The 19,918-nt window shown below is 69.8% G+C and carries 17 protein-coding genes and 5 pseudogenes; 15 read left to right on the top strand and 7 right to left on the bottom strand.

Annotated features, from left to right (window positions below):
* Positions 1-4 precede the first annotated feature (4 nt).
* From ABZ027_RS25415 to ABZ027_RS25385, 7 genes and pseudogenes are all read left to right on the top strand, one after another.
* Positions 5-859 carry an ABC transporter permease gene (locus ABZ027_RS25415; RefSeq protein WP_356772126.1) on the top strand — a complete coding sequence of 285 codons (855 nt, stop codon included), beginning with the start codon at positions 5-7 and terminating at the stop codon, positions 857-859.
* Positions 856-2,658, top strand: a complete 1,803-nt coding sequence (locus ABZ027_RS25410; RefSeq protein WP_356772124.1) for an ABC transporter ATP-binding protein — start codon at positions 856-858, stop codon at positions 2,656-2,658. The genes ABZ027_RS25415 and ABZ027_RS25410 overlap by 4 nt, the downstream gene beginning before the upstream one ends.
* A 119-nt stretch (positions 2,659-2,777) precedes the next feature.
* Positions 2,778-3,392: pseudogene (locus ABZ027_RS25405) on the top strand (SUMF1/EgtB/PvdO family nonheme iron enzyme); the annotation flags it as partial.
* A gap of 1 nt (position 3,393) precedes the next feature.
* A pseudogene (locus ABZ027_RS25400) lies at positions 3,394-3,624 on the top strand (sulfatase-like hydrolase/transferase); the annotation flags it as partial.
* 2 nt (positions 3,625-3,626) lie between these two features.
* Positions 3,627-4,037, top strand: a pseudogene (locus ABZ027_RS25395) (LLM class flavin-dependent oxidoreductase); the annotation flags it as partial.
* A 79-nt stretch (positions 4,038-4,116) separates the two neighbouring features.
* Entirely contained in the window at positions 4,117-4,941 is an 825-nt protein-coding gene (locus ABZ027_RS25390; RefSeq protein ID WP_356772122.1) for a DUF1684 domain-containing protein, read from the top strand.
* Between the two features lie 302 nt (positions 4,942-5,243).
* On the top strand, positions 5,244-5,837 hold the full coding sequence (locus tag ABZ027_RS25385; RefSeq protein WP_356772120.1) for a CGNR zinc finger domain-containing protein: 594 nt from the start codon (positions 5,244-5,246) through the stop codon (positions 5,835-5,837).
* Positions 5,838-5,874: 37 nt separating this feature from the next.
* Here the strand turns inward: ABZ027_RS25385 and ABZ027_RS25380 are convergent, their stop codons facing one another.
* Positions 5,875-6,723, bottom strand: coding sequence for an MBL fold metallo-hydrolase (locus ABZ027_RS25380; RefSeq protein ID WP_356772118.1), 849 nt, complete (start codon positions 6,721-6,723; stop codon positions 5,875-5,877).
* A gap of 221 nt (positions 6,724-6,944) precedes the next feature.
* Between ABZ027_RS25380 and ABZ027_RS25375 the strand changes: the two genes are divergently transcribed.
* From ABZ027_RS25375 to ABZ027_RS25365, 3 genes and pseudogenes are all read left to right on the top strand, one after another.
* On the top strand, positions 6,945-8,120 hold the full coding sequence (locus ABZ027_RS25375) for an alpha/beta hydrolase (protein ID WP_356772116.1): 1,176 nt from the start codon (positions 6,945-6,947) through the stop codon (positions 8,118-8,120).
* Between the two features lie 2 nt (positions 8,121-8,122).
* On the top strand, positions 8,123-9,040 hold the full coding sequence (locus ABZ027_RS25370; protein ID WP_356772114.1) for an alpha/beta hydrolase: 918 nt from the start codon (positions 8,123-8,125) through the stop codon (positions 9,038-9,040).
* A 98-nt stretch (positions 9,041-9,138) separates the two neighbouring features.
* A pseudogene (locus ABZ027_RS25365) lies at positions 9,139-9,354 on the top strand (transposase); the annotation flags it as partial.
* A 792-nt stretch (positions 9,355-10,146) separates the two neighbouring features.
* Here ABZ027_RS25365 and ABZ027_RS25360 read toward each other — a convergent pair.
* Together ABZ027_RS25360 and ABZ027_RS25355 are read right to left on the bottom strand one after the other, a co-directional pair.
* On the bottom strand, positions 10,147-11,532 hold the full coding sequence (locus ABZ027_RS25360; protein ID WP_356772259.1) for an MFS transporter: 1,386 nt from the start codon (positions 11,530-11,532) through the stop codon (positions 10,147-10,149).
* Between the two features lie 50 nt (positions 11,533-11,582).
* Complete coding sequence (locus ABZ027_RS25355) at positions 11,583-12,041, bottom strand: MarR family transcriptional regulator (protein WP_356772112.1); 459 nt, start codon at positions 12,039-12,041, stop codon at positions 11,583-11,585.
* Here ABZ027_RS25355 and nadC point away from each other — a divergent pair.
* Together nadC and ABZ027_RS25345 are read left to right on the top strand one after the other, a co-directional pair.
* Positions 12,040-13,008, top strand: a complete 969-nt coding sequence (gene nadC, locus ABZ027_RS25350; protein WP_356772110.1) for a carboxylating nicotinate-nucleotide diphosphorylase — start codon at positions 12,040-12,042, stop codon at positions 13,006-13,008. The two genes, ABZ027_RS25355 and nadC, sit on opposite strands and share 2 nt — an antisense overlap.
* A 283-nt stretch (positions 13,009-13,291) precedes the next feature.
* Positions 13,292-13,585: a DUF1330 domain-containing protein gene (locus ABZ027_RS25345; RefSeq protein WP_356772108.1), complete on the top strand. Its 294-nt coding sequence runs from the start codon at positions 13,292-13,294 to the stop codon at positions 13,583-13,585.
* Between the two features lie 85 nt (positions 13,586-13,670).
* Here the strand turns inward: ABZ027_RS25345 and ABZ027_RS25340 are convergent.
* The 3 genes and pseudogenes from ABZ027_RS25340 to ABZ027_RS25330 all read right to left on the bottom strand — a co-directional run.
* Positions 13,671-13,715, bottom strand: a pseudogene (locus tag ABZ027_RS25340) (hypothetical protein); the annotation flags it as partial.
* Positions 13,716-14,097: 382 nt separating this feature from the next.
* Positions 14,098-14,907 carry an SDR family oxidoreductase gene (locus ABZ027_RS25335; protein ID WP_356772106.1) on the bottom strand — a complete coding sequence of 270 codons (810 nt, stop codon included), beginning with the start codon at positions 14,905-14,907 and terminating at the stop codon, positions 14,098-14,100.
* 196 nt (positions 14,908-15,103) lie between these two features.
* Positions 15,104-16,525 (bottom strand): aldehyde dehydrogenase family protein, encoded by a 1,422-nt coding sequence (locus ABZ027_RS25330; protein WP_356772104.1) that lies wholly within the window; start codon positions 16,523-16,525, stop codon positions 15,104-15,106.
* A gap of 158 nt (positions 16,526-16,683) precedes the next feature.
* On the opposite strand from ABZ027_RS25330, the gene ABZ027_RS25325 reads away from it, so the two are divergent.
* Both ABZ027_RS25325 and ABZ027_RS25320 read left to right on the top strand, forming a co-directional pair.
* On the top strand, positions 16,684-17,301 hold the full coding sequence (locus ABZ027_RS25325; RefSeq protein WP_356772102.1) for a TetR/AcrR family transcriptional regulator: 618 nt from the start codon (positions 16,684-16,686) through the stop codon (positions 17,299-17,301).
* A gap of 240 nt (positions 17,302-17,541) precedes the next feature.
* A complete protein-coding gene (locus tag ABZ027_RS25320) occupies positions 17,542-17,991 on the top strand; it encodes a nuclear transport factor 2 family protein (protein ID WP_356772100.1) in 450 nt (149 codons plus the stop codon).
* On the opposite strand, the gene ABZ027_RS25315 is transcribed toward ABZ027_RS25320, so the two are convergent.
* Positions 17,964-18,575, bottom strand: coding sequence for a CGNR zinc finger domain-containing protein (locus tag ABZ027_RS25315; RefSeq protein ID WP_356772099.1), 612 nt, complete (start codon positions 18,573-18,575; stop codon positions 17,964-17,966). The two genes, ABZ027_RS25320 and ABZ027_RS25315, sit on opposite strands and share 28 nt — an antisense overlap.
* A 541-nt stretch (positions 18,576-19,116) precedes the next feature.
* Here ABZ027_RS25315 and ABZ027_RS25310 point away from each other — a divergent pair.
* The gene (locus tag ABZ027_RS25310) at positions 19,117-19,905 is read left to right on the top strand and encodes an enoyl-CoA hydratase/isomerase family protein (protein WP_356772097.1); all 789 of its coding nucleotides are present in this window, start codon (positions 19,117-19,119) and stop codon (positions 19,903-19,905) included.
* Positions 19,906-19,918 lie beyond the last annotated feature (13 nt).

Raw genomic sequence — 19,918 nt, 5'->3', positions numbered from 1 at the left:
CGCCATGACCACGCTCTCCTTCGCACACGTCCGCAGGCGGGCCGCCCGCCACCCCTACGTAACCGCCCTCGCCACCACCCGCGGCCGCATCGGTCTCGTGCTGGTCGGGCTGGTGGTCCTCGCCGGACTGCTGGCGCCCCTGCTGGTCTCCCAGGACCCGACCGACCAGAGCGGCGGAGCGCTCCTCGCGCCCGGCAGCCCCGGGCACCTCCTGGGGACCGACGACCTGGGCCGCGATTCTCTGAGCCGGCTTCTGTACGGCACCCGTGCCGACCTGGAGGTGATCGCGCTCGGAGTGCCGCTGGGCGCCCTGCTGGGCTGCGCGCTCGCACTGCTCGCCGCGGTGCATCCGGTACTGGACACGGTGGTGCAGCGACTCTTCGACCTGGTGCTGGCCTTCCCCGGGCTGATCCTGGCGCTCGCCATCACAGCCGTGCTGGGACCGGGCCGGCTGCCTGTGATCGTAGTGATCGCGCTGGCCGAAGTCCCGGTGTTCGGACGCCAGTTGCGCGCAGGCATCCTCGTCCAGCGCGAGCGCGAGTACGCCGTCGCCGCGCGCGTCGGCGGCACCGGCCGGGCCAGGCTGCTGCTGCGGCACATCCTGCCGAACACGGCCGATCCTCTGGTGGTGCAGATCGCCGTCTCCCTCACCATCGCCGTCTTCCTCGAGGGCGCGATGAGCTTCCTCGGCGTCGGGATCCGGCCGCCGGAACCGACGCTCGGAAGCATGCTCAGTCAGGCCCTGCCCTACCTCGCCCAGGCCCCGTACTTCGCCGCCGGGCCGCTGCTCACCGTCACCCTGCTAGTCCTCGGTTTCTCGCTGCTGTCCGAGGCCCTGAACCGGGAGATACGCCGATGACCTTGTTGGATGTGCGCGGACTCAGCGTCGGCTTCCGCACACCGGACGGACGGACCGTACACGCCGTACGAGACGTCGACTTCACCCTCCGGCGCGGCGAAACCCTCGCCGTGGTCGGCGAGTCCGGCTCCGGCAAGTCCACCACGGCGCTGGCCCTGACGCGGATGCTGCCGGGGACGGGACGGATCACCGCGGGGTCGGTGCGGCTGGACGGCACCGAGCTGACGACGGCCGACGAGGAGGAGCTGCGCGCGGTGCGCGGCGCCCGGATCGGGATGATCTTCCAGGACCCGATGACCTCCCTCAACCCCGTCCTGTCCGTCCGCACCCAGCTGGACGAGGTGCTGCGCGCCCACGGCCACGGCGACCGCGCGGCCCGCCGGGAGCGCGCCGCGGAGCTCCTCGGGCTGGTCGGCATCCCGGACCCGCGGCGCCGGCTGGACGACCACCCGCACCGGTTCTCCGGCGGCCAGCGTCAGCGCATCCTCATCGCGATGGCCCTCGCGAACGAACCCGACGTCCTGCTCGCCGACGAACCGACCACGGCCCTGGACGCCACGGTCCAGGAGCAGATCCTCCAGCTCCTGGCCAAGCTCAACGAGGAGACCGGGACGGCCCTGCTCCTCATCACCCACAACATGGGCGTGGTCGCCCGTTCCTGCGCACGCGTGCTGGTGATGTACGGCGGGACGGTCGTCGAGGACGGCCCCACGGAGGACATCCTCACCCGGCCCCGCCACCCCTACACCGCCGGGCTGCTGGCCGCCGTACCCCGGCTGTCGTCTCCCTCCGGCACCCGGCTGACCGGCATCCCGGGCACACCGCCCGACCTGTCGCTGCCGCTCGCCGGGTGCGCGTTCGCGGCGCGGTGCGCGCTGGCGGACGAGCGGTGCGGCCGCGAAACGCCGCCCCTGGAAGCGGGAGTGGCGTGCTGGCATGCCGGCGACCAGTTGCCGGTCGCGGCGGCCGAGCCCGCCGCCGAGCGAGCCCCGGCCGTCACGGACGCGCCGGTGCTGGAGGTCGCCGACCTGCGCAAGGAGTTCCGCGGGCGGCGCCGCAGCCGCCTGGTCGCTGTCGACGGGGTGTCGCTGAAGCTCCACGCGGGCGAAACCCTCGGAATCGTCGGCGAGTCCGGCTCCGGCAAATCCACTCTGGCCCGCCTGCTGGCCCACGCCCACCCCGCCGACGGCGGCACGATCAGTCTCCGCGGGGAGGTTGTGACCCGCCCCTCCCGTGCGGCCCTGCGCACGCTGCGCCGGCAGGTGCAGATGGTCTTCCAGGACCCCTATGCCTCCCTCAACCCCCGCATGACGGTGGGCGACATCGTCGGCGAGCCGCTCCTCGTGCACGGGCTGCGTCCGGACCGGGCGGCGCGCGAGGCACGGGTCGCCGAACTCCTGGAGCTCGTCGGGCTGGATGCGGCCGCCGCCGACCGTCACCCACGCGCCTTCTCCGGAGGCCAGCGCCAGCGCATCGGCATCGCCCGCGCGCTGGCCCCGGAGCCGTCCGTCCTGCTGTGCGACGAGCCGGTCTCGGCGCTGGACGTCTCGGTGCAGGCGCAGATCGTCAACCTGCTGGCCGACCTGCAGCACGACCTCGGTCTCGCGCTGCTGTTCATCGCCCATGACCTGGCGGTCGTACGGCAGGTCAGTCACCGCATCGCGGTGATGCACCGGGGCCGGATCGTCGAGACGGGCCCCGTCGACGAGCTGTGCGAGAACCCGCAACACCCTTACACCAGCGCCCTGTTGGCCGCCGCGCCCGACCCCGTCCCGAGTCCTTCCCTGAACACCGCATGAGCGAACTCCCCATCGCCGCACCCGGACGCCACGAGACGGCCCCCGCTCCTCCCCTGCCGGCCGGCCACAGAGGAGCTCACGCCACGCCGCTCGTCGAACTGCCCGGTGGAGCCTTCCTCATGGGCGACGCCTTCGACGAGGGCTATCGGGGCGACCACGAGGGCCCGGCGGGCGAAGTGACGCTCGCCCCCTTCGCCATCTCCTCGACCGCCGTCACCAACGCCGAGTTCGCCGCCTTCGTCGACGCCACCGGTCACGTCACCGACGCCGAGCGGTTCGGCGACTCCTTCGTGTTCCACCTGTTGGTGCGTCCGGAGGCCCGCGTCCTCGGCCAGGTCGCCCAGGCGCCTTGGTGGTCGAGTGTGCGAGGAGCCACCTGGCGCACCCCGGAAGGCCCCGGTTCGGGCATCGACGACCGCGCCGACCACCCCGTCGTGCACGTCTCCCACGCGGACGCCCTGGCGTACTGCGCCTGGGCCGGTGCTCGGCTGCCGAGCGAGGCCGAGTGGGAGTACGCGGCCCGTGGCGGCCTGGAGGGCAGGCGTTACCCCTGGAGCGACGACCTCATACCTGGCGGCCGGGAGCGCTGCAACTCCTGGCACGGCGAGTTCCCACACCGCTCCGACCGGCCCGGCGGTCGCACCGGCACCGTCCCCGTAGCGGCGTACGAGCCGAACGGCTTCGGCCTGTACAACACCTGCGGGAACGTATGGGAGTGGCGTGCCGACTGCTTCGATCGGCGACCCGCGCAGCCTGGTGCACCACTCGCGCGGCTGGGCGACGGCGTCGAACACCCCGTTCCGGCTGTACAAGCGGCACACGTACGCGGGTGGGGCCCGGGTCCCGTTCCTGATCTCCTGGCCACGGGGCCTGCGCCGCCCCCCTGGCGACGACGGCATCCGCCACCAGTACCAGTACGTGACCGATCTGGCGCCAACCCTGTTGGAACTGGCCGGAGTCGAGCGCCTCTGCGGGCGAGCGGCGAGTTGGCCGACGGGATCCTGCCCTATCTGGCGGGACCGCGCCCTGGCGGACCACATCGTGCCCGCCCTGACCGCCGCGGCCGACGCCGCGGGCCGCCCCGCGCCCCGGATCGTGGCCCTGGTGCCCGGCGTGGTCACGGACGACGTCGACGCGGCGCGGGCCAAGGCCATCGAGAACCTTGCCTGCTACGAACAGATCCCGTCCTACGCACGGGTCATCGAACTCTCCGACGGGCCGCCGACCTGGCCGTGATCGGCGACGAGAAGACAGTCGAGGCCGAGGTACGCCGTTACCGCGACGCCGGCGCCACCGAGGTCGTGTTCTCGGTCACCGAGATCGCGGGAGAATCCGATCGCCGACGCACCTGGCGACTCCTCGGCGAACTGGCCGGCTGAGTACACCGTCGACTCACCAACCCCCTGCATCCCCCACATCCCCTACCCGAAGGCACTTCCGACACAAAGGAGATTCCCCATGACCACCGAGGCCACCACCACGGACCTCCATGCCTTCACCGAGACCTGGCTGGAGTGGTACCGCGCCCAGGAGGCCCGGCTCGCCGCCCCGCACGGGTTCCTGGCGATCACCGGCCTGCACTGGCTCGACGACCGACCCCAGCGCTTCCCGGACGCGCCCGGCGCGTGGCGCACCGGCCCCGAAGGCGTCGTTGTAGACCTCGACGAGGGCGAGGAACTGGTCGTCGACGGGACGCCGGTGCGCGGCGAGCACCGCTTCGGCGTGCTTCCAGAGCGCGGCGGCGTCGACGCCGTCTGGGGAGACGCCGTCATCGAGGTCGCCAAGCGCGGCGGCCAGGACATCGTGCGCCCCCGGCATCCGGACGCGCCGCTGCGCACGGCTTTCACCGGGACGCCCTCCTACGCCCCCGACCCGCGCTGGGCCGCAACAGGCCGCTACATCCCCTTCGACACTCCGCGGCCGACCACCGTGGGTGCCGCGGTCGAGGGCCTTGAGCACGTCTACGACGCTCCGGGCCGGGTCGAGTTCGAGCTGGACGGGCAGGAGTTGTCGCTGACCGCGTTTCCCGGCCATGGTCCGGGCCGGCTGATGGTGCTGTTCACCGACGCGACCTCCGGGGTCACCACCTACGCCGCCAACCGCTCCCTCGCCCTCGATCCGCCCGCCGCCGACGGTACGGTCGTCCTGGACTTCAACCGTGCCACCAACCTGCCGTGCGCCTACACGGACCTGGCCACCTGCCCGCTGCCCCCGGCCGAGAACCGCCTCCCGGTGGCGATCGAGGCGGGCCAGAAGATCCCCCGCGAGCGCGGCGGGTCCTGAGGCCGGACGCGGTCTCGCTGAGACCCCCTTGCTTGGCGTCCCTTTGCGGCACCATGGGCGTCTCGCGCAGGGGTGGACGAGCGTGAAGTGCGGCGCCCCTCGACCAGCCGCCCACAGGTGAGGGTCGAGCGCCGAGTGCGGCCGGGGCAGGGGTATCCATCGCCTGGCTGGCCGGGTCATACGGTCACCGCGCGATGCCGGGCACTCGCGGTGCGTCGAACGCATGGCGTCGCCGTTAGGGTCTTTTCGGCGGTAATTCCGTTCTCCTCGTCAATGAAGACTGGAGCTAATAAACTATGCCTATGTCTGAACTCGCGAGCGAACGCTACACCGACCGCATCGCCACCGGGCCGCTCATCCTCGTCCAGGAGGTTTTGAACACCCGTGCCGCCGGCAAGCCCGCGCTCGAGGACCTGCTCTCGACGCCGGGTTCTGCGATCTCGTGGCTCTCCAGCGCACTGGCGGAATGGAGTCGACGTACCGGGGCGGAGGCGCCGGCGATCGAGGTCGATGAACCGGGGCTGGTGCGGCTTCAGCAGCTACGCGCGTCGCTGCAGCTGACGGTGTCGGGTGCGGTGCGCGACGCTCCGGTCCGATCCGCGCCGAAGGGGGTGAGCGGTGCGCTCGAGGTGCGGATCGACGCCGAGGGCGTCTTCTCGCTGGCGCCGCGCGGCAAGGACGTCGGGTGGGTCGTCGCGGCCGTGCTCAACGAGATCACGAACGCCCAACTGACGGGTGCGTGGCGTCGTTTGAAGATGTGCCGCAACCGGGTCTGCTCGGTTGCGTTCTACGACGGCACGAACCCCAACAACGGCGTCTGGCATGACGTGCGCATCTGCGGTAACGCCGTGAACCTGCGGGCCTCGCGGCAGCGTCGGGCGGCCGCGCGCGCGTAGCGCGCCGCCCGACCGACGCTGCCGACGCGCTGCCTGCTCAGCCTTTCGCTGCCCGGCAGGAGCCCCACAGTGCACCGGGATTGATGCGCGACGGGTGACGCTCCAGCATGTACTCGTAGAGCTCGAGAGTGCTGCCGGTGCGACGCACCCCGCTGTCGAAATCAAGGATGTAGCGGCGGGTCTCCTCTATGTGACGGGGATCGTCGTCAGCGGCCGGATCCTTGTGGCCCGCGACGATCGCGGTCGGCGCTAGCGCCTCGACCGTGTCGAGAGCCCTCAGCCACTCGGCTCGCCCGTCCGCGTCCGAGGCCGCCAGCATGAGGTGCACGTTGTTGTAGATCACGTCGCCCGCGACGACCAGCCCCAGGTCGGGCACGTGCAGGCAGGTGGTGTTGTCGCTGTCGGTGTGCCCCAGGCGGACCGGGCGGACCTCCGCCCCTGCGACGCTCAGGACCTCGCCCTCGAGGGGTTCGGCGAGGACGAGTCGCTCAGGGATCTGCTCGGGGAACCAGGCGCGCCAGACCGCCTTGAGGACCTCGGGCGAGGACTGGTAGGCCATGTCCTCGACGACCTCGGGCAGCGCGAAGGCGCGCGCACCGGGGTACTGCTGCAGAACGGCTCCGAGACCGAACCAGTGGTCCCCGTGGCCGTGCGTCACGTACACACTCGTCACCGGGGCGTCACGCTCACTGAGCCACCGCAGCAGGCCCTCCGACTGCGCGATCGTGAAGAGCGGATCCACCAGCAGCGCCTCTCCCCCGTTTGAGATGAGCGTGCTCGACGTCGGTGACCAGGAACGCTCGCCCTGATCGGGCGGCACGTCGGAGTTGGTGGTCGGCATGCCGTCCGCGATGTGCACGGCGTAGGTCAAGGCGTTCGACGTCATGGGTGGACTCCTCTGATTCTCGGGTGGTCGCTTCCGCTCTGGGCCTGGAACGCGGAGGGAGTCGGAAGGACCGGTCCTCATCCCGTCGATCACAGAGCGATGACATTGACGTAAGCATAGACCCTATGCTTACGTCATAGAGCTCGCGTCGGCCGAGGATCTCGAGAGCAACTGCCTCCGATTCGTCGCCGCAAGAGAGCGATCGTCAAAGGAGACACGAGATGAACAGCCCAGCGACGAAGGCGCCGACCGCGGTGCTGGTCCACGGATACCTGGACGACGGCGCCATCTGGAACAGCGTTCGCACCGTCCTCGACGAGCGGTCGGTCCCCTCGATCGCGTTCGAGCTCGCCGGCATGGGTGCGCGCGCCTCGGATCAGGGGCCGTTCACGCTCGCCCGTTGGGCCGACGACCTCGAGAGCGTCGTGCGCACGACGGAAGGCCCCGTCGTACTCGTCGGGCACAGCATGGGAGGCCAGATCGCCGAACTCGTCGCCGCCCGCTTGGCCGAGCAGGTGCGCTCGCTCGTCCTGATCAATCCGATCCCGCTGGCGGGCACTCACCTGCCCCCCGAGCAGATCACCCCCTTCCAGGCACCGGATCTCGGGCTCGACGCACAGCGCGCCTTCCGCGGCGCGCTCGCCACCGCGTTCCCGGCCGAGGAGAGTGACCGGCTCGCCCAAGTGGCGCTGCACGTCGCCCCGTCGACGATCGCCGACACGGCGACGGCATGGAACAACGGCCACCCCGACGGACAGCAGCCCAGCAAGTACCACGGGAGCGTCACCGTCCTGCGCGGCGTGAACGACCCCTTCGTCACGGAGGAGATCGTCTCCGCGTATGTGGCGCCTCGCTTCTCCGGCGCCACCTCGCAGGCGATCGCCGGCGCAGGTCACTGGGCGCACGCCGAGAACCCGGCGGCGGTCGCCGCCGTCCTCCTTACGGTCGTCGAGGAGACCGCGTCGAACCCCGCCGACGGGCGCCCGGCCAAGGCCTGGACGAGTGCGTTCGAGCAGCGCACCGAGGAGTCCTTCGCGGCGGCCCTCTCGCCGAACGTGCGGATGGAGGCGAGCGCGCTCGCCAAGCCGCTGGAGCGCAAGGAGCAGGTCGAGGCCCTCATGGCCGCGGTGAGCTCACTGTACGAACGGCTCGAGTTCGTCCGGAAGGTGCAGGACGGTCCGCGGACGTATCTGGAGTGGGAGGCCAGCGCGTTCGGTGGCTTCGAGATGAAGGGGATCACGATCCTCACGCGTGATGACGAGGGGCTCATCACGGAGATCGCCATCCACCACCGCCCTCTCGGCGCCGTGGTGCAGATCAACCAGAAGGCCGGGGGACCCCTCATCGAGGCCGGCCTCATCCCCGCTGAGTACTTCAACTTCACGGAAGGCGAATGACCATGACAGAGCGCATCGACGTGGAGTTCACGGCGGACGGGGGCGTGACTCTGCGGGGCTGGCTCTACCTGCCGGAAGCCGAGGGCCCGCGCCCCGCGATCACGATGGCGCACGGATTCGGCGCCAACCGGGAGATGGGCCTCGACCGGTACGCGCGCACATTCGCGGACGCCGGGTTCGTGGTACTCGTCCACGATCACCGCACGTTCGGTGCGAGCGACGGCGAGCCCCGCAACGACGTCGACCCGTGGCGGCAGATCGCGGACTGGCGCCGCGCGATCAGCTTCCTGGAAGCCCGGCCCGAGGTCGACGCGGACCGCATCGGGGTGTGGGGTACGAGCTTCGCGGGCGGTCATGCGATCGTGCTCGGTGCTACCGAAGTGCGGATCAAGTGCGTGGTGTCGCAGGTGCCCACCATCAGCGGATTCGAGCAGTGGCAGCGCAAGGTCCCGCCAGAGCGCATCGCCGCCTTCGAACTCGCCCAGGCCGACGAAGAACGTGCCCAGGCCGCCGGCGGTGAACTGCGGTACCAGACCTCCATCGGCGACGATCCTGCCGACCCGGCCCTGTACAGCAGCCCGGATGCAGTGCGCTTCTACCGTGACCTGGTTCCGCCGGGTCGCTCGAACAACACGGTGACGATGCGCTCCAGCCGGGCCGCGCGGCTGTACGAGCCGGGCGGCTGGATCACCCGAATCTCACCGAAGCCGCTCATGATGATCGTCGAGACCGGCGAGACGGTGATCCCGACCGACCTCCAACTGACCGCTTTCGAGCGGGCGTTGCCCCCGAAGGAGCTGGTGCTGCTGCCCGGCGGGCACTTCGACGCCTACAAGGTGCACTTCGAGGAGTCCAGCGGCGCCGCGCTGTCGTGGTTCCGCACTCACCTCGACCCGGTCGCGGCCTCGACCGGCTCGTGAAATGGAGGCGGTTCCAACTGATGCTGGAACCGCCTTTCCAGGCGGGTGACTGCCACCTCGCTCCCTGGCGGAGCGCTCGGGACCGTGGCAGTCACGTTCGTCTGCGCTCGGACCGGGTGACGCGCCGGCCGACACCGCCGCGTGTCTACGACTCCAAGGGCGGCCGACCGCCCAAGCACGGCGGCGAGTTCGTCTTCGGCGACCCCGGCGCCTGGGGCGAAGAGCAGGCTACGACCGTCACCGACACCCGCCTCTACGGAAAGGCCACCGCGCAGGCGTGGGGCCAGCTGCGCCCGCGTCTGACCCGACGCGCAGTAGGAACCGACAGTTCACGACACCTACGACCACCGATGCGCCTCGTGCCAGGCAAAATGAGCGGCATGGTCAACGAGGGGAACATCAGCTGCACGCTGCCGCGGGGGGCGACAGGCTTCTTCCGGCCGAAGGACGGCCCGCTCCCAGAGACTGACCTGCGGGCGTTCCGCGCCGCTCTGTATGCCGCTGCCCGCGTCGCCGGAGGCGAAGTGGGCGAGGTGGAGGAACAGGCACACCCCCGGACTTTCCATACCGCAACGATCGTCACACGCGCAGGCGAGAACATAGTCCTGTGTCACGCTCATCACCCCTGGATCGCCTTCGCCCAGACGCGTCGGGACTGGTATGGAGAGGAGTTCCTCGCACCGCCGCCGTGGGCTCACGCTTTCACCGACGCGGGCTTCGTGGTCCTTGGTTGTGAACAACTCGCCACACCGCTCTCCAACGTGGACACCTCAGTGCTCACACAGGGCGAGTGGCGTGACGTGCGCTTCTACGGCGTCACCACGTTGGGTGGAGTGCTCTTCAACGCGTGGGACTGACATCCACACGGGAGGCCGCGATCGACGCGGGCCCCTCATGTCCAGATCCGTCAATCGCGCCGATGTTGGTTCGCACAGCCATGCCTCTGTGGTTCGTTCCGGCATGGTTGAGGCAGGCCGCGCATGCTGCCGGCCGAGTCAGGTCCACCTGTTTCTCTCGTCTCAGCAGGCCATGGGCGCTGGCGATCGTCGATATGTCTCCTCGGCGCCGACCAGGGCGACGGGGCCGCCGCCCTTCCGGCGAGCCGGTCATCGGCTCGACCGGCCCTGACTCGGCACGCTGGCCGTGGCCGCAATGGGGTTGATCTCGGGCGGGCGTAGGCGGGCGAGAGCGGTGGCGGTCAGGGCGGTGACCGCCATCGCGGCGATGCCGACCAACGCTGCGGTGGTGTAGGCGTGGTCGTTCGGGAAGAGATGACCGGTGTCGGTGCCGGTGGCCAGGACCAGGCCGCCTATCGCGCTGCCCAGGGAGTACCCGACGCTGCGGACGACATAGTTGAAGCTCATCGCGCTCGACGTCTCGCTCTTGGGCGTGACGGCCAGGATGACGCCGGGCATCGCGGCCGAGAAGCTGCCGACGCCGAAGCCCAGCACACCCATCGCGACGAGCAGCTCGGCCAGGTTCGACCGAACCACGGCGAAGAGGACGAACCCGATGACGGCGCTGCCGGCCAGGATCACCGGTGCGTCGATCAGCGTCCGAACCCGGGGCGTGAGCTTGCCGGCGACGAACCCCAGCACCGAGAACGGGACGAGGACCAGCCCGGCGACGAAGGTGGTCAGCCCGAAGCCGTAGCCGGCGCTGTGCGGCGTCTGCGCGTACCGCGTGATGAGCGTGAGCAGGAGGTACATGCCGCTCCCGCCGACGAACATGGCGATGTTCGCTCCGGCGACCGCAGGGTGCCGTACCGCCCGGACATCGACCAGGGGCGCCTTGCTGCGCAGCTCGGAGGCGGTCCAGACGCACAGCAGGAGCACGGCGACGACGGCGAGGATCACCGCCACGGCGAGGTGACGGCTCCACAGGCTCCGCTGGCCGGCCAGGAACAGGACGAGGAACAGCCCGCCCGACAGGACGAGCGCGCCCGCCACGTTCACGTGGGCGGAGCGGCCTTCGGGAGCCACGGGTAGGGAACGCCACGCGGTCAGGAAGGCGACAGCGGTGACGAACAGACCGAAGCCGTAGGCAGCCCGTACGCCGCCGATCTCGGCGAGAAGCGCGGTGAGCGGGTAGCCGACGCCGGCACCGATGATCGAGACCACCGAGATCAGGGCGATCGCCGCCGTGCTGCGCTCCTCGGGAAGGTGGTCCCGGGCCACGCCCATCATCAGCGCCGTCAGACCGAGCCCGATGCCTTGGGCCGCCCTGCCGATGAGCAGCCCCGCGAACGGCAGCGGCAGCACGGTCAGCGCACTGCCGACGACGACGATCGCCAGCGTGGCGAGGATCGTGGCCCGTCGGTGCGGGCCGGCACCGAGCCGGCCGAGGACGGGCGTGGCGACGGCGCCGCTCAGCAGTGCGACGGTCAGCGTCCACTGCGCGCTGTCGAGCGAGACGTTGAACGTGGTCGCCACACTGGTGATCAGCGGCGTCCCGAGGCTGGCGACCGCCGCCACGACCAGGGCGATGAACATCAGGGCGGGGACCAGCAGCCGCGCCTCGGAGCGCTTCGGGGTGCGCCCCGTCACCGCTTCTGCCCTTCGCGGTCCTGGCTCTCGAGCTCTGCCAGGTGCGCCAGCGCCGGAAGCGCCGCAACCAGGGCCTCGACCTCGTCGTCGGCGAGTTCGTCGACCAGCCGCGCGAACGCATCGACGCCCGCCTGGCGCCGCGTCTGAACGTACGACGCGCCGGCCTCGGTCAGACACACCAGCGTGACCCGCTTGTCGGACGCGTCGCCCCTCCGCTCGACCAGTCCGGATTCCTCCAACACCCGGACCAGAACAGTCATCGCGGGCTGGGTGACACCCTCGATCACGGCCAGATCGGTGATCCGTCGCGGGCCGATCCTGTGCAGGGTGGCCAGGGTGGCGGCGGACGTGATGCTCATATCGCGCGGAAGGCGTCGCACAGCCCTGGTGGCCAGCCCGTAGAGGGCCGACCCGATCGCAGTGGAAGCGTCACGAGTGGCGTCTTGACGGCTCATGCGTGAAGCATACAATGTTTATATGAATGCTTTATGCATCTCGTGTCCCGAACGCCGTACCCCATCCCCGCACCCGGCGTACCAGGCGGCGGTCGCCGTCGGCGCCATGGCGGACGCCGTGCGCCGGGCCCTCACCGAAGACCGCGCCGAGGACGACATCACCACCCGCTGGGCGGTGCCGGACGGCACCCGCGCCCATGCGCGCGTCGTCGCCCGCCAAGACGGCGTGATCGCCGGCACGGCGATCCCAGCCGAGGTCTATCGGCAGCTCGGCAGCGACGTCGTCGTCACCGAGCACGTTCAGGACGGCGACCGCGTCCACACCGGGCAGGACCTGCTCACGCTGGCAGGACCCGCACAAGAGATCATCACCGGTGAGCGGACAGCTTTGAACTTCCTGCAACGCATGTCCGGCATCGCCACCGCCGCCGCGGCGTTCGCGGAGGCGGTGACCGGGCTTCCGGTACGGATCCTGGACACCCGCAAAACAGCGCCCGGGCTTCGAGCGCTCGACAAGGGCGCGGTCGCCGCAGGCGGAGTGCGCAACCACCGGCTCGACCTCGCGGCGATGGTCCTGCTCAAGGAGAACCACATCGCCGCGGCGGGCGGAGTGAGCGCCGCGATCGCCGCAGTGCACGCGTGTAACACGCGGGGCGTCGCCGTCGAGGTGGAGGTCGAGTCGACAGCCCAGGCCATCGAGGCGCTCCACTCGGGAGTCGAGTGGATCATGTTGGACAATATGCCCATCGAAGACATGCGGCACATCGTGACACTGCGAGGGTCGGAAGGACCCCGACTCGAGGCGTCTGGATCCATCACGCTGGACACGGTCAGGGACGTCGCGGAGACCGGAGTCGACGCGATATCCGTCGGTGCCATCACCCACAGCGCGCCGGCGTTCGACCTGAGTCTGCTGCTGACGCCGACGGCACCAGCGGATGACGGACACCCGGCGAGGTTCGGATGAGGCCGTGTCTCCTCCTGCGCGGACGGGCTGGAATGCCCGCCATGGCCGAGCCCGTCGACCGGGAGGCGTTCGTTGCCGTCTCCGGCACGTTCCCCCGTCGCCGAAGGCGTCCGGGGCGCTGAGGAAGTCTTCGCCGGGACGCGAACCGGCAGCCGCAGGTGGCGGACCCGAACCAGGCCGCATCAGTACGTCCTCACAAATGCCCGGTGCTCCGTCGCCGGGATCGAGCAATCTGAGCGCCAATTCGAAGTCGGACATGTCCGGCCGAACACAGGAGGTTTCCATGGCCAAGGGCTACTGGGTCAGTGTCTACCGCGCCATTTCCGACCCTGAGAGGCTGGCTGCCTACGACAAGTTGGCCGGTCCGGCCGTCCAAGCCGGGGGCGGGCGGGTTCTGTCCCGTGGCGCCCGAGTCGTCGCCCACGACGCCGGAAACACGCAACGCGTCATTTTGATCGAGTTCGACAGCTTCGAACAAGCCGTCGCAGCATACGAGAGCGAGGCTTACCAGAAGGCGCTGGTGGTCCTCTCCGACAGCGTCGAGCGCGACTTCCGCATAATCGAAGGCATCGACTGACCCACGGGCTCGGCCATCGCTGAGCATCCGTCACCCCCTCGTGGCCGAGTACCGACGGAAGGGGCGTGGGGTACCGCTCGTCGCGCACGATCGCGTCGGTGGGACAGACGCCGGTGGCGACCAGACGCACCTGCACCTCATCGGGGGCGGGACTCGTGGATCTCGACGCTCTCGATGACGCGCGGCTGTTCCTTGGCGGTCGCAACGGCTGCCTTCACCTTCACGGTGGTGCCTTTCTGTACACGATTCCCCTGCCCGATCGGCTCGGTGACGGGCACAGCGAGCCATGGGTAGGGGGTGGGTGCGCACCGTGTTCGCGCGGGCTGGTGCTGTGTGACGATCGGTCGGCGTCGCCTGCGGTCAGGTCGAGGTCCCGCCGCCGAAGCAGAAGCTGGGGCCCTTGAACGTCGCCAGCACGGCGTGCCGGGAAGGGCGATGGATGATGTCCAGCGCCGCCCGGAGGGCGTCGTTGATGGCATCGTCAATGCGATGTGACGGTGGTCTGGAGAGTGTCAGTGGCCAGGCCCGCTCGAGCGCATCTGCCACCGGGTCATCGCGCCGAACGCCAGAACGGTGCCTCGGCGCGTGGCGAAGCGCGAGACGAGGGTGCCCAGCCAGTTGAATGTGCCGGAGACGACGCTGGGCGGCGGGTTGCGCCGGTCCAGTGCGCGCAGTGCGGTGGTGACCACCTGGCGCGGGGTCTGCATCCGGACACCGCGGGCCATGTCGTCGGAGCCGAGCGCGTCGAAGAACTCGGTGCGGGTCGGGCCCGGGGAGAGAGCGAGCACGCGCAGCCCCGTCCCTCGCGATTCCTGCCACAGCGCCTCGGTGAAACTCAGCACGAAGGCCTTGCTCGCCCCGTAGACGGCGGCGTTCGGCCACGGCTGGTACCCGAGGGTGCTGGCGACGTTGACCAGGACACCGGTCAGCTGGTCGATGAAGGCCCTGGTGACATCGACCAGGGTGGCCACGTTCAGGCCGATCTCCTGCTGGACGCGCTCCGGGTCCTCCTGGCGGAACGGGCTATGGGTGCCGAAGCCGGCGTTGTTGACGAGGCTGGTGACGGTGATCCCGCGCCGGGCCACCTCCCTGGCCAGTGCTTCGCCCGCAGCCGGCACGGTGAGGTCGAAAGGCACCGCGGTGGCGGTGACCTGGTACTTCGCCGACAGTTCGTCGGCCAGGGCCTCCAGCCGGTCCGCGCGGCGGGCGACCAGCACGAGGTTCGAGCCCCGCTCGGCGAGCCGGCGGGCGAACTCCGCGCCGAGGCCGGCACTCGCCCCGGTGATCAATGTGGTCTGGGTGCGGTAGTCAATTGCGTTCATGGCGGTCGGGAATCGGCGTCCTCGCGGGTACCTCTCCCCTTCTCCTTTCAATCCTTGTGGCGGTCGGCGACCGTCATCTGGTGCCGAGGCAGACCCAAAGGCCCGTCTCGGCGATGGTCGTGACGACGAGGGTCGTCATCCCTGGCTGCTGGGCGGATCACGTCGACCGCGCCCTCGTGCTCGTCGCCGATCCGGCTCACGTGATGCGTCGCAGGATGCGGTCCTTGCGGCGGGTGTAGGGCGGATAGGCCACGCGCAGCGTGTCAGCCTGGAGCGGCTTGTCGAGGACGGACTTGATGTGACTGAAGGTGTCCAGGGAGTACGAGCCGTGGTAGCGGCCCATGCCGCTCTCACCGACACCGCCGAAGGGCAGGTCTGGCACGCCGAGCTGGGCGGTCGGGACACCGAAGGCCAGGCCGCCGGAGGAGGTCTCCGCGGTCAGGCGCCGCTTGGAACGCTTCGACGCGGTGAAGGCGTACAGGGCCAGCGGCTTGTCCCGTCCGGTGATGAAGGCGATGGCCGCGTCCAGGTCGGGGACCCGGACGATGGGCAGGATGGGGCCGAAGATCTCGTCGCGCATCACCGGGGAGTCGGGGTCGATGTCGGCCAGCACGGTGGGCGCGATGTAGCGGGCTTCCCGGTCGTGGTCGCCGCCGACGACGGTCCGGCCGTCGTTCAGCAGGCCGGCCAGCCGGTCGAAGTGGCGCTCGTTGATGATGTGGCCGTAGTCGTTGCTGTGGGCCGGATCGGTGCCGTACATCTCGCGGATCGCATCGCGCAGGTGCGCCTCTATCTCGGTGCCCGCCTCACCTATCGCGAGGACGTAGTCGGGTGCGACGCAGGTCTGGCCCGCGTTCATGAACTTGCCCCAGGCGATGCGGCGGGCGGCCGTCGCGAGGTCGGCGCCCGGTTCGACCACGGCGGGGCTCTTGCCGCCCAGCTCCAGGGTGACGGGAGTGAGATGGCGGGCCGCGGCGGCCATGACGATACGCCCCACCGAGCCGTTGCCGGTGTAGAAGATGTGGTCGAAGCGCTGTTCCAGCAGCGCGGTCGTCTCCGCCACGCCCCCCTCGACGACGGCGACGGCCTGCGGGTCCAGGACCCGGGGCAGCCAATGGGCGAGCAGGGCCGAGGTCGCGGGGGCGACCTCGCTGGGCTTGAGGACCACGCTGTTGCCGGCGGCCAGGGCGCCAATGACCGGCGCGAGCGCCAGATTGACCGGGTAGTTCCAGGGGCTGATGACCAGCACGACGCCCAGCGGCTCACGCACGGTCCAGGCCCGGGACGGCGCGAGCGACAGCGGCACGGAGACCCTGGCCGGACGCAGCCACCGGTCTAGATGACGCAGGGTGTGGTCGATCTTCCTGACGAGGAAGCCGATCTCCATCATGTGCGACTCGGTCGCGCTCTTGCCGAGGTCGGTCTGCAGCGCCTGCGCGAACAGGTCCTCATGCTCCGTCAGCAGACGTCTCAGCGCCTGCAGTTGCTCCTTGCGCCAGGTCACGGGCTTGGTATGGCCGGTATTGAACGTGGCCCGCAGTCGCGCGACGGTCTCGGCCGCACGGGCCACCTCAGGTGCGATGTCCGGCTGACCGCCGGCGGGTGCGTTGGTGTTCATACCCACACCATATACGAAACGAAAGATTTTCGTTTCGTTTGTTTGTATACTAGGCGTGTGACCTACCCCACCATTACTCAGCGTTTCGTACGGCAGCCCGACCACCCACTGGGCTCCGCCGCATCTACGTCCCGCCCGATCCGCTCGGGAACCGCCCGATGACCGGGGCACAGGCACGCCGGGGACGCCCCCGCGACGCCTCCCGCGACCGGGCGCTGCTGGATGCGACGATGGCCGTTCTGACCGAGAGCGGTTACCGCGCGCTCACCACCGCCGCCGTCGCGTCCCGTGCGGGAGTGTCCACCGCCACCCTCTACCGCCGCTGGCCGTCCAAGGAGGTCATGGTCGTCGATGCAGCCGCCGCCTACGCCCAGGAACTCACGACACACACCGACACCGGCACGCTCGAAGGCGACCTCCGCGCCCTGCTCCGGGACAAAGCGGCGTCCTTGACCGGGAGAGAAGGAGGGGTGTTGCAGACCTTGATCGGCGAGGCCCCGCACAACACCCCGCTCGCCGAGGCCCTCACGAACGCTTTCGTGCTGCCCATCCGCCGGCGCATGGAAGAGATCACGCAACGTGCGGTGGAGCGAGGCGAGATCCCACCGGTGGAGCACGCCGACCTGCTCGGCGACCTGGTCCTCGGTCCCATGGTCAGCAGGTTCTTCCTCACCCCGCTGCCGCCGGACGAGGTGGACGCGGCAACCGCGGCGGAGACCGCCGACCGCCTGCTGCCCTTCCTCCTGCGCGCCATCGGGTACGAGGAACGCGTCTGAGCGAAGGCGGCCCCCGAACGTGTCCGGGAAGGGCGAGTTCATCGGGCCGCCTTCCGAGCAGCCAAGCCGCCAGGAATCAGCGAAAGCCCGAATGACGCAATGAGGTTAATTCTTTTAGTTAGGTCACTCAAACCCATGTGGCCTTCGCCATACCCTCACCCTCTGGCGCATTGAGGCAACCTCTGAGGGAATCGTGAAGTGAGCAAATGGCTTACAGTTGTTTCAGAGATGAGGCCTCACATGTCACAGTCAGCAGGCAACACCGCAGCCGGCGTCCCCCAGGTGGACTGGACGGAGGCATTCGACGCGCGGTCTCAGGCGGCCTTCAATCAGGCCTTCGCCCCGGACGTCGTCCTGGAGGCGACACTGCTCACCCGCCCGATCGAGGGCCACGAACGGGTCGCACGGGCGATGACGGTGATGAGCAACATCTACGAGTCCCTGGAGTTCACCCACCAGGCGACCAGCGGCCGGCGCACCTACCTGGAGTGGACCGCGCAGGCCCTCGGCGGACTGCGGCTGAAGGGCGTGACCGTTCTCGTCCGCGACGAACAGGGCCGTATCACGACGGTGGCCATCCACCACCGCTTCCTCAACGAGAGCCTCCTGCTCTCCGAACACGCCGGGAAGCAGCTCCTCGACGTCCTCGGCCCGGACTTCTTCTACGACCCGGCCGTCCGCACGCGCTGACGTGCCCGGTGAGCTCGTAGATTCTCCGGATTGCCGCAGGTCCTGGTGGAGTGCCACACGCCGCTGCTGTTGCGTGAGCGGTCGAAGAACGCCGTCGCGCAACGGGCGTTGCGGCAGATCTTGAGCCGGCGCCAGGTGTCCGCCTGCTGGGCCTGGAACATCTCAAGGAGCACCAGGGCGGCCACGTACCGCCACCCCTGTCCGCGCGGCTCCAGGACGACGCGTCCGCCGCGGTCCATCCGCAAGGCCGCCGCCGCGACATGAACGGCAGGCGCCAGGTCAGCGTCGTCGCCGCGTGGGCCGTCGCCGTCCGGTGAGGTCAGAAACCGCCTCAACTCGGCACGCAGACCGCGCAGTTCCTCGAGATCGTTCTCGGTGAGGCGCACTTGCGCGGCGGTCTGCGCCGTCTCCTGGGCCCAGCACTCCAGAGCCTGGTCCACCCATGCCTGCGCTTCGGCGAGGTCGCCCAGAAGATCGGCTGCCCGGGGGCGGCCGGCGGAGATGGTGTTGAGCAGGTCGTGCACCAGCGCCAGCCCGAGCGGTGCGGGATCGACCTCGTACCGCGTGGATGCGGACCACGCCATGGCCCTGCCCCCTTCACTCGTCGCCGTTGTGCCGACATGACCGTAGCCATGTGGCCACTGCCTCAGGGTACGGCACACCCGCCCGCTTGAACTGAAATGAGCTATAGGCTTACAGTCCTTTCAGTTGGATCGGCAACGCAGCCGCACGAAAGGTGTCGATCATGAGCTCGTCAGCCCCCGCAGCCCCCAAGACGCCCCTTGCACTCCGGAGCGGGAGAGCGGTGGCGGCACCGGTGTCGCGGCACACCTCGATGCCTGTTTGACCTCCCCTCGCTGACGGCCCGGGCCTGACCCGCTCTCCGCACACCGACCCGTGCTGATGACGTCGCCAACGACGACCACCTCACCCTGCCGGCCTCGCGTCGGCGCCCTACGAACAGCTATGGAACCCGAGCGGCTGACGCTCATCCGTAGGGGCCACTTCGCCTCGTACAGCACGTAGTTCCCCACCGCGGCGCAATCTGCCCGGGGGCTGATTCCACGAGCGCCTCTTCCGATGAGCCGCGAGCCCGCCCGCACTGTCCCGAGCCAAGGAAATACCATGCCCGTTCTCACTCACTCCATCGCTGGCGATGTCGCCACGATCGTCCTCGACAACCCCCCGCAGAACCGCTTGGCACCCGAGTTCGCCCAAGAGCTCAGCGAAGCCGTCGACGCCATCACGCGCAGCCAGGCCCGCGCCGTCGTGCTGCGGGCCGAGGGACCCGACTTCAGCTACGGTGGCGACTTCCGGCCCTGGCTCGACGCCGACCGCACCAGCCTGCGAGCCGACTTCGACCAGATCATGGCCGTGATCAACCGGTTCGAACAGCTCCCCGTCCCGGTCGTGGCAGCGGTGCAGGGGCTGTGCTTCGGCGGCGGGTTCGAACTCGCGCTGCGCGCCGACATCATCCTCGCCGCCGAGAGCGCCCGCTTCGGCCATCCCGAGCAGTCGCTCGGCATCGTCACCCTCCTGGGTGGGATCCACCGCGTGGCCGAACGGGCCGGCCGGGCCCGCGCCTTCGAATGGGCACTGACCTCCGAGCAGGTACCCGCCTCGGTCATGGCCGAGGCCGGGGTCATCAACCGCGTCGTCCCCGACGACGAACTGCGCACCGAAGCCGAGGCCTTCGCCCAGAAGATCGCCCAGGGGCCCACCCGGGCGCACGTCGTACACAAGGCGTTGCTGCGCGCCTGGGCCACAGGCGGCATCCCGTCCGCCGACCAGCAGCTGTTCGACCTCGCCGTCCCTCTCTTCGAGACCGAGGACGTCAAGGACGGCCTGGCCTCCGCCGCCAAGGCCCTCACAGAGGGCCGACCCCGGCCCGTTCTCCCCTTCAAGGGCCGCTGATCCCCCCAACTCC

Source organism: Streptomyces sp. NPDC006332, from assembly GCF_040612855.1.
Lineage (GTDB): Bacteria > Actinomycetota > Actinomycetes > Streptomycetales > Streptomycetaceae > Streptomyces.
This window is presented reverse-complemented; position numbering and strand designations above follow the sequence as displayed.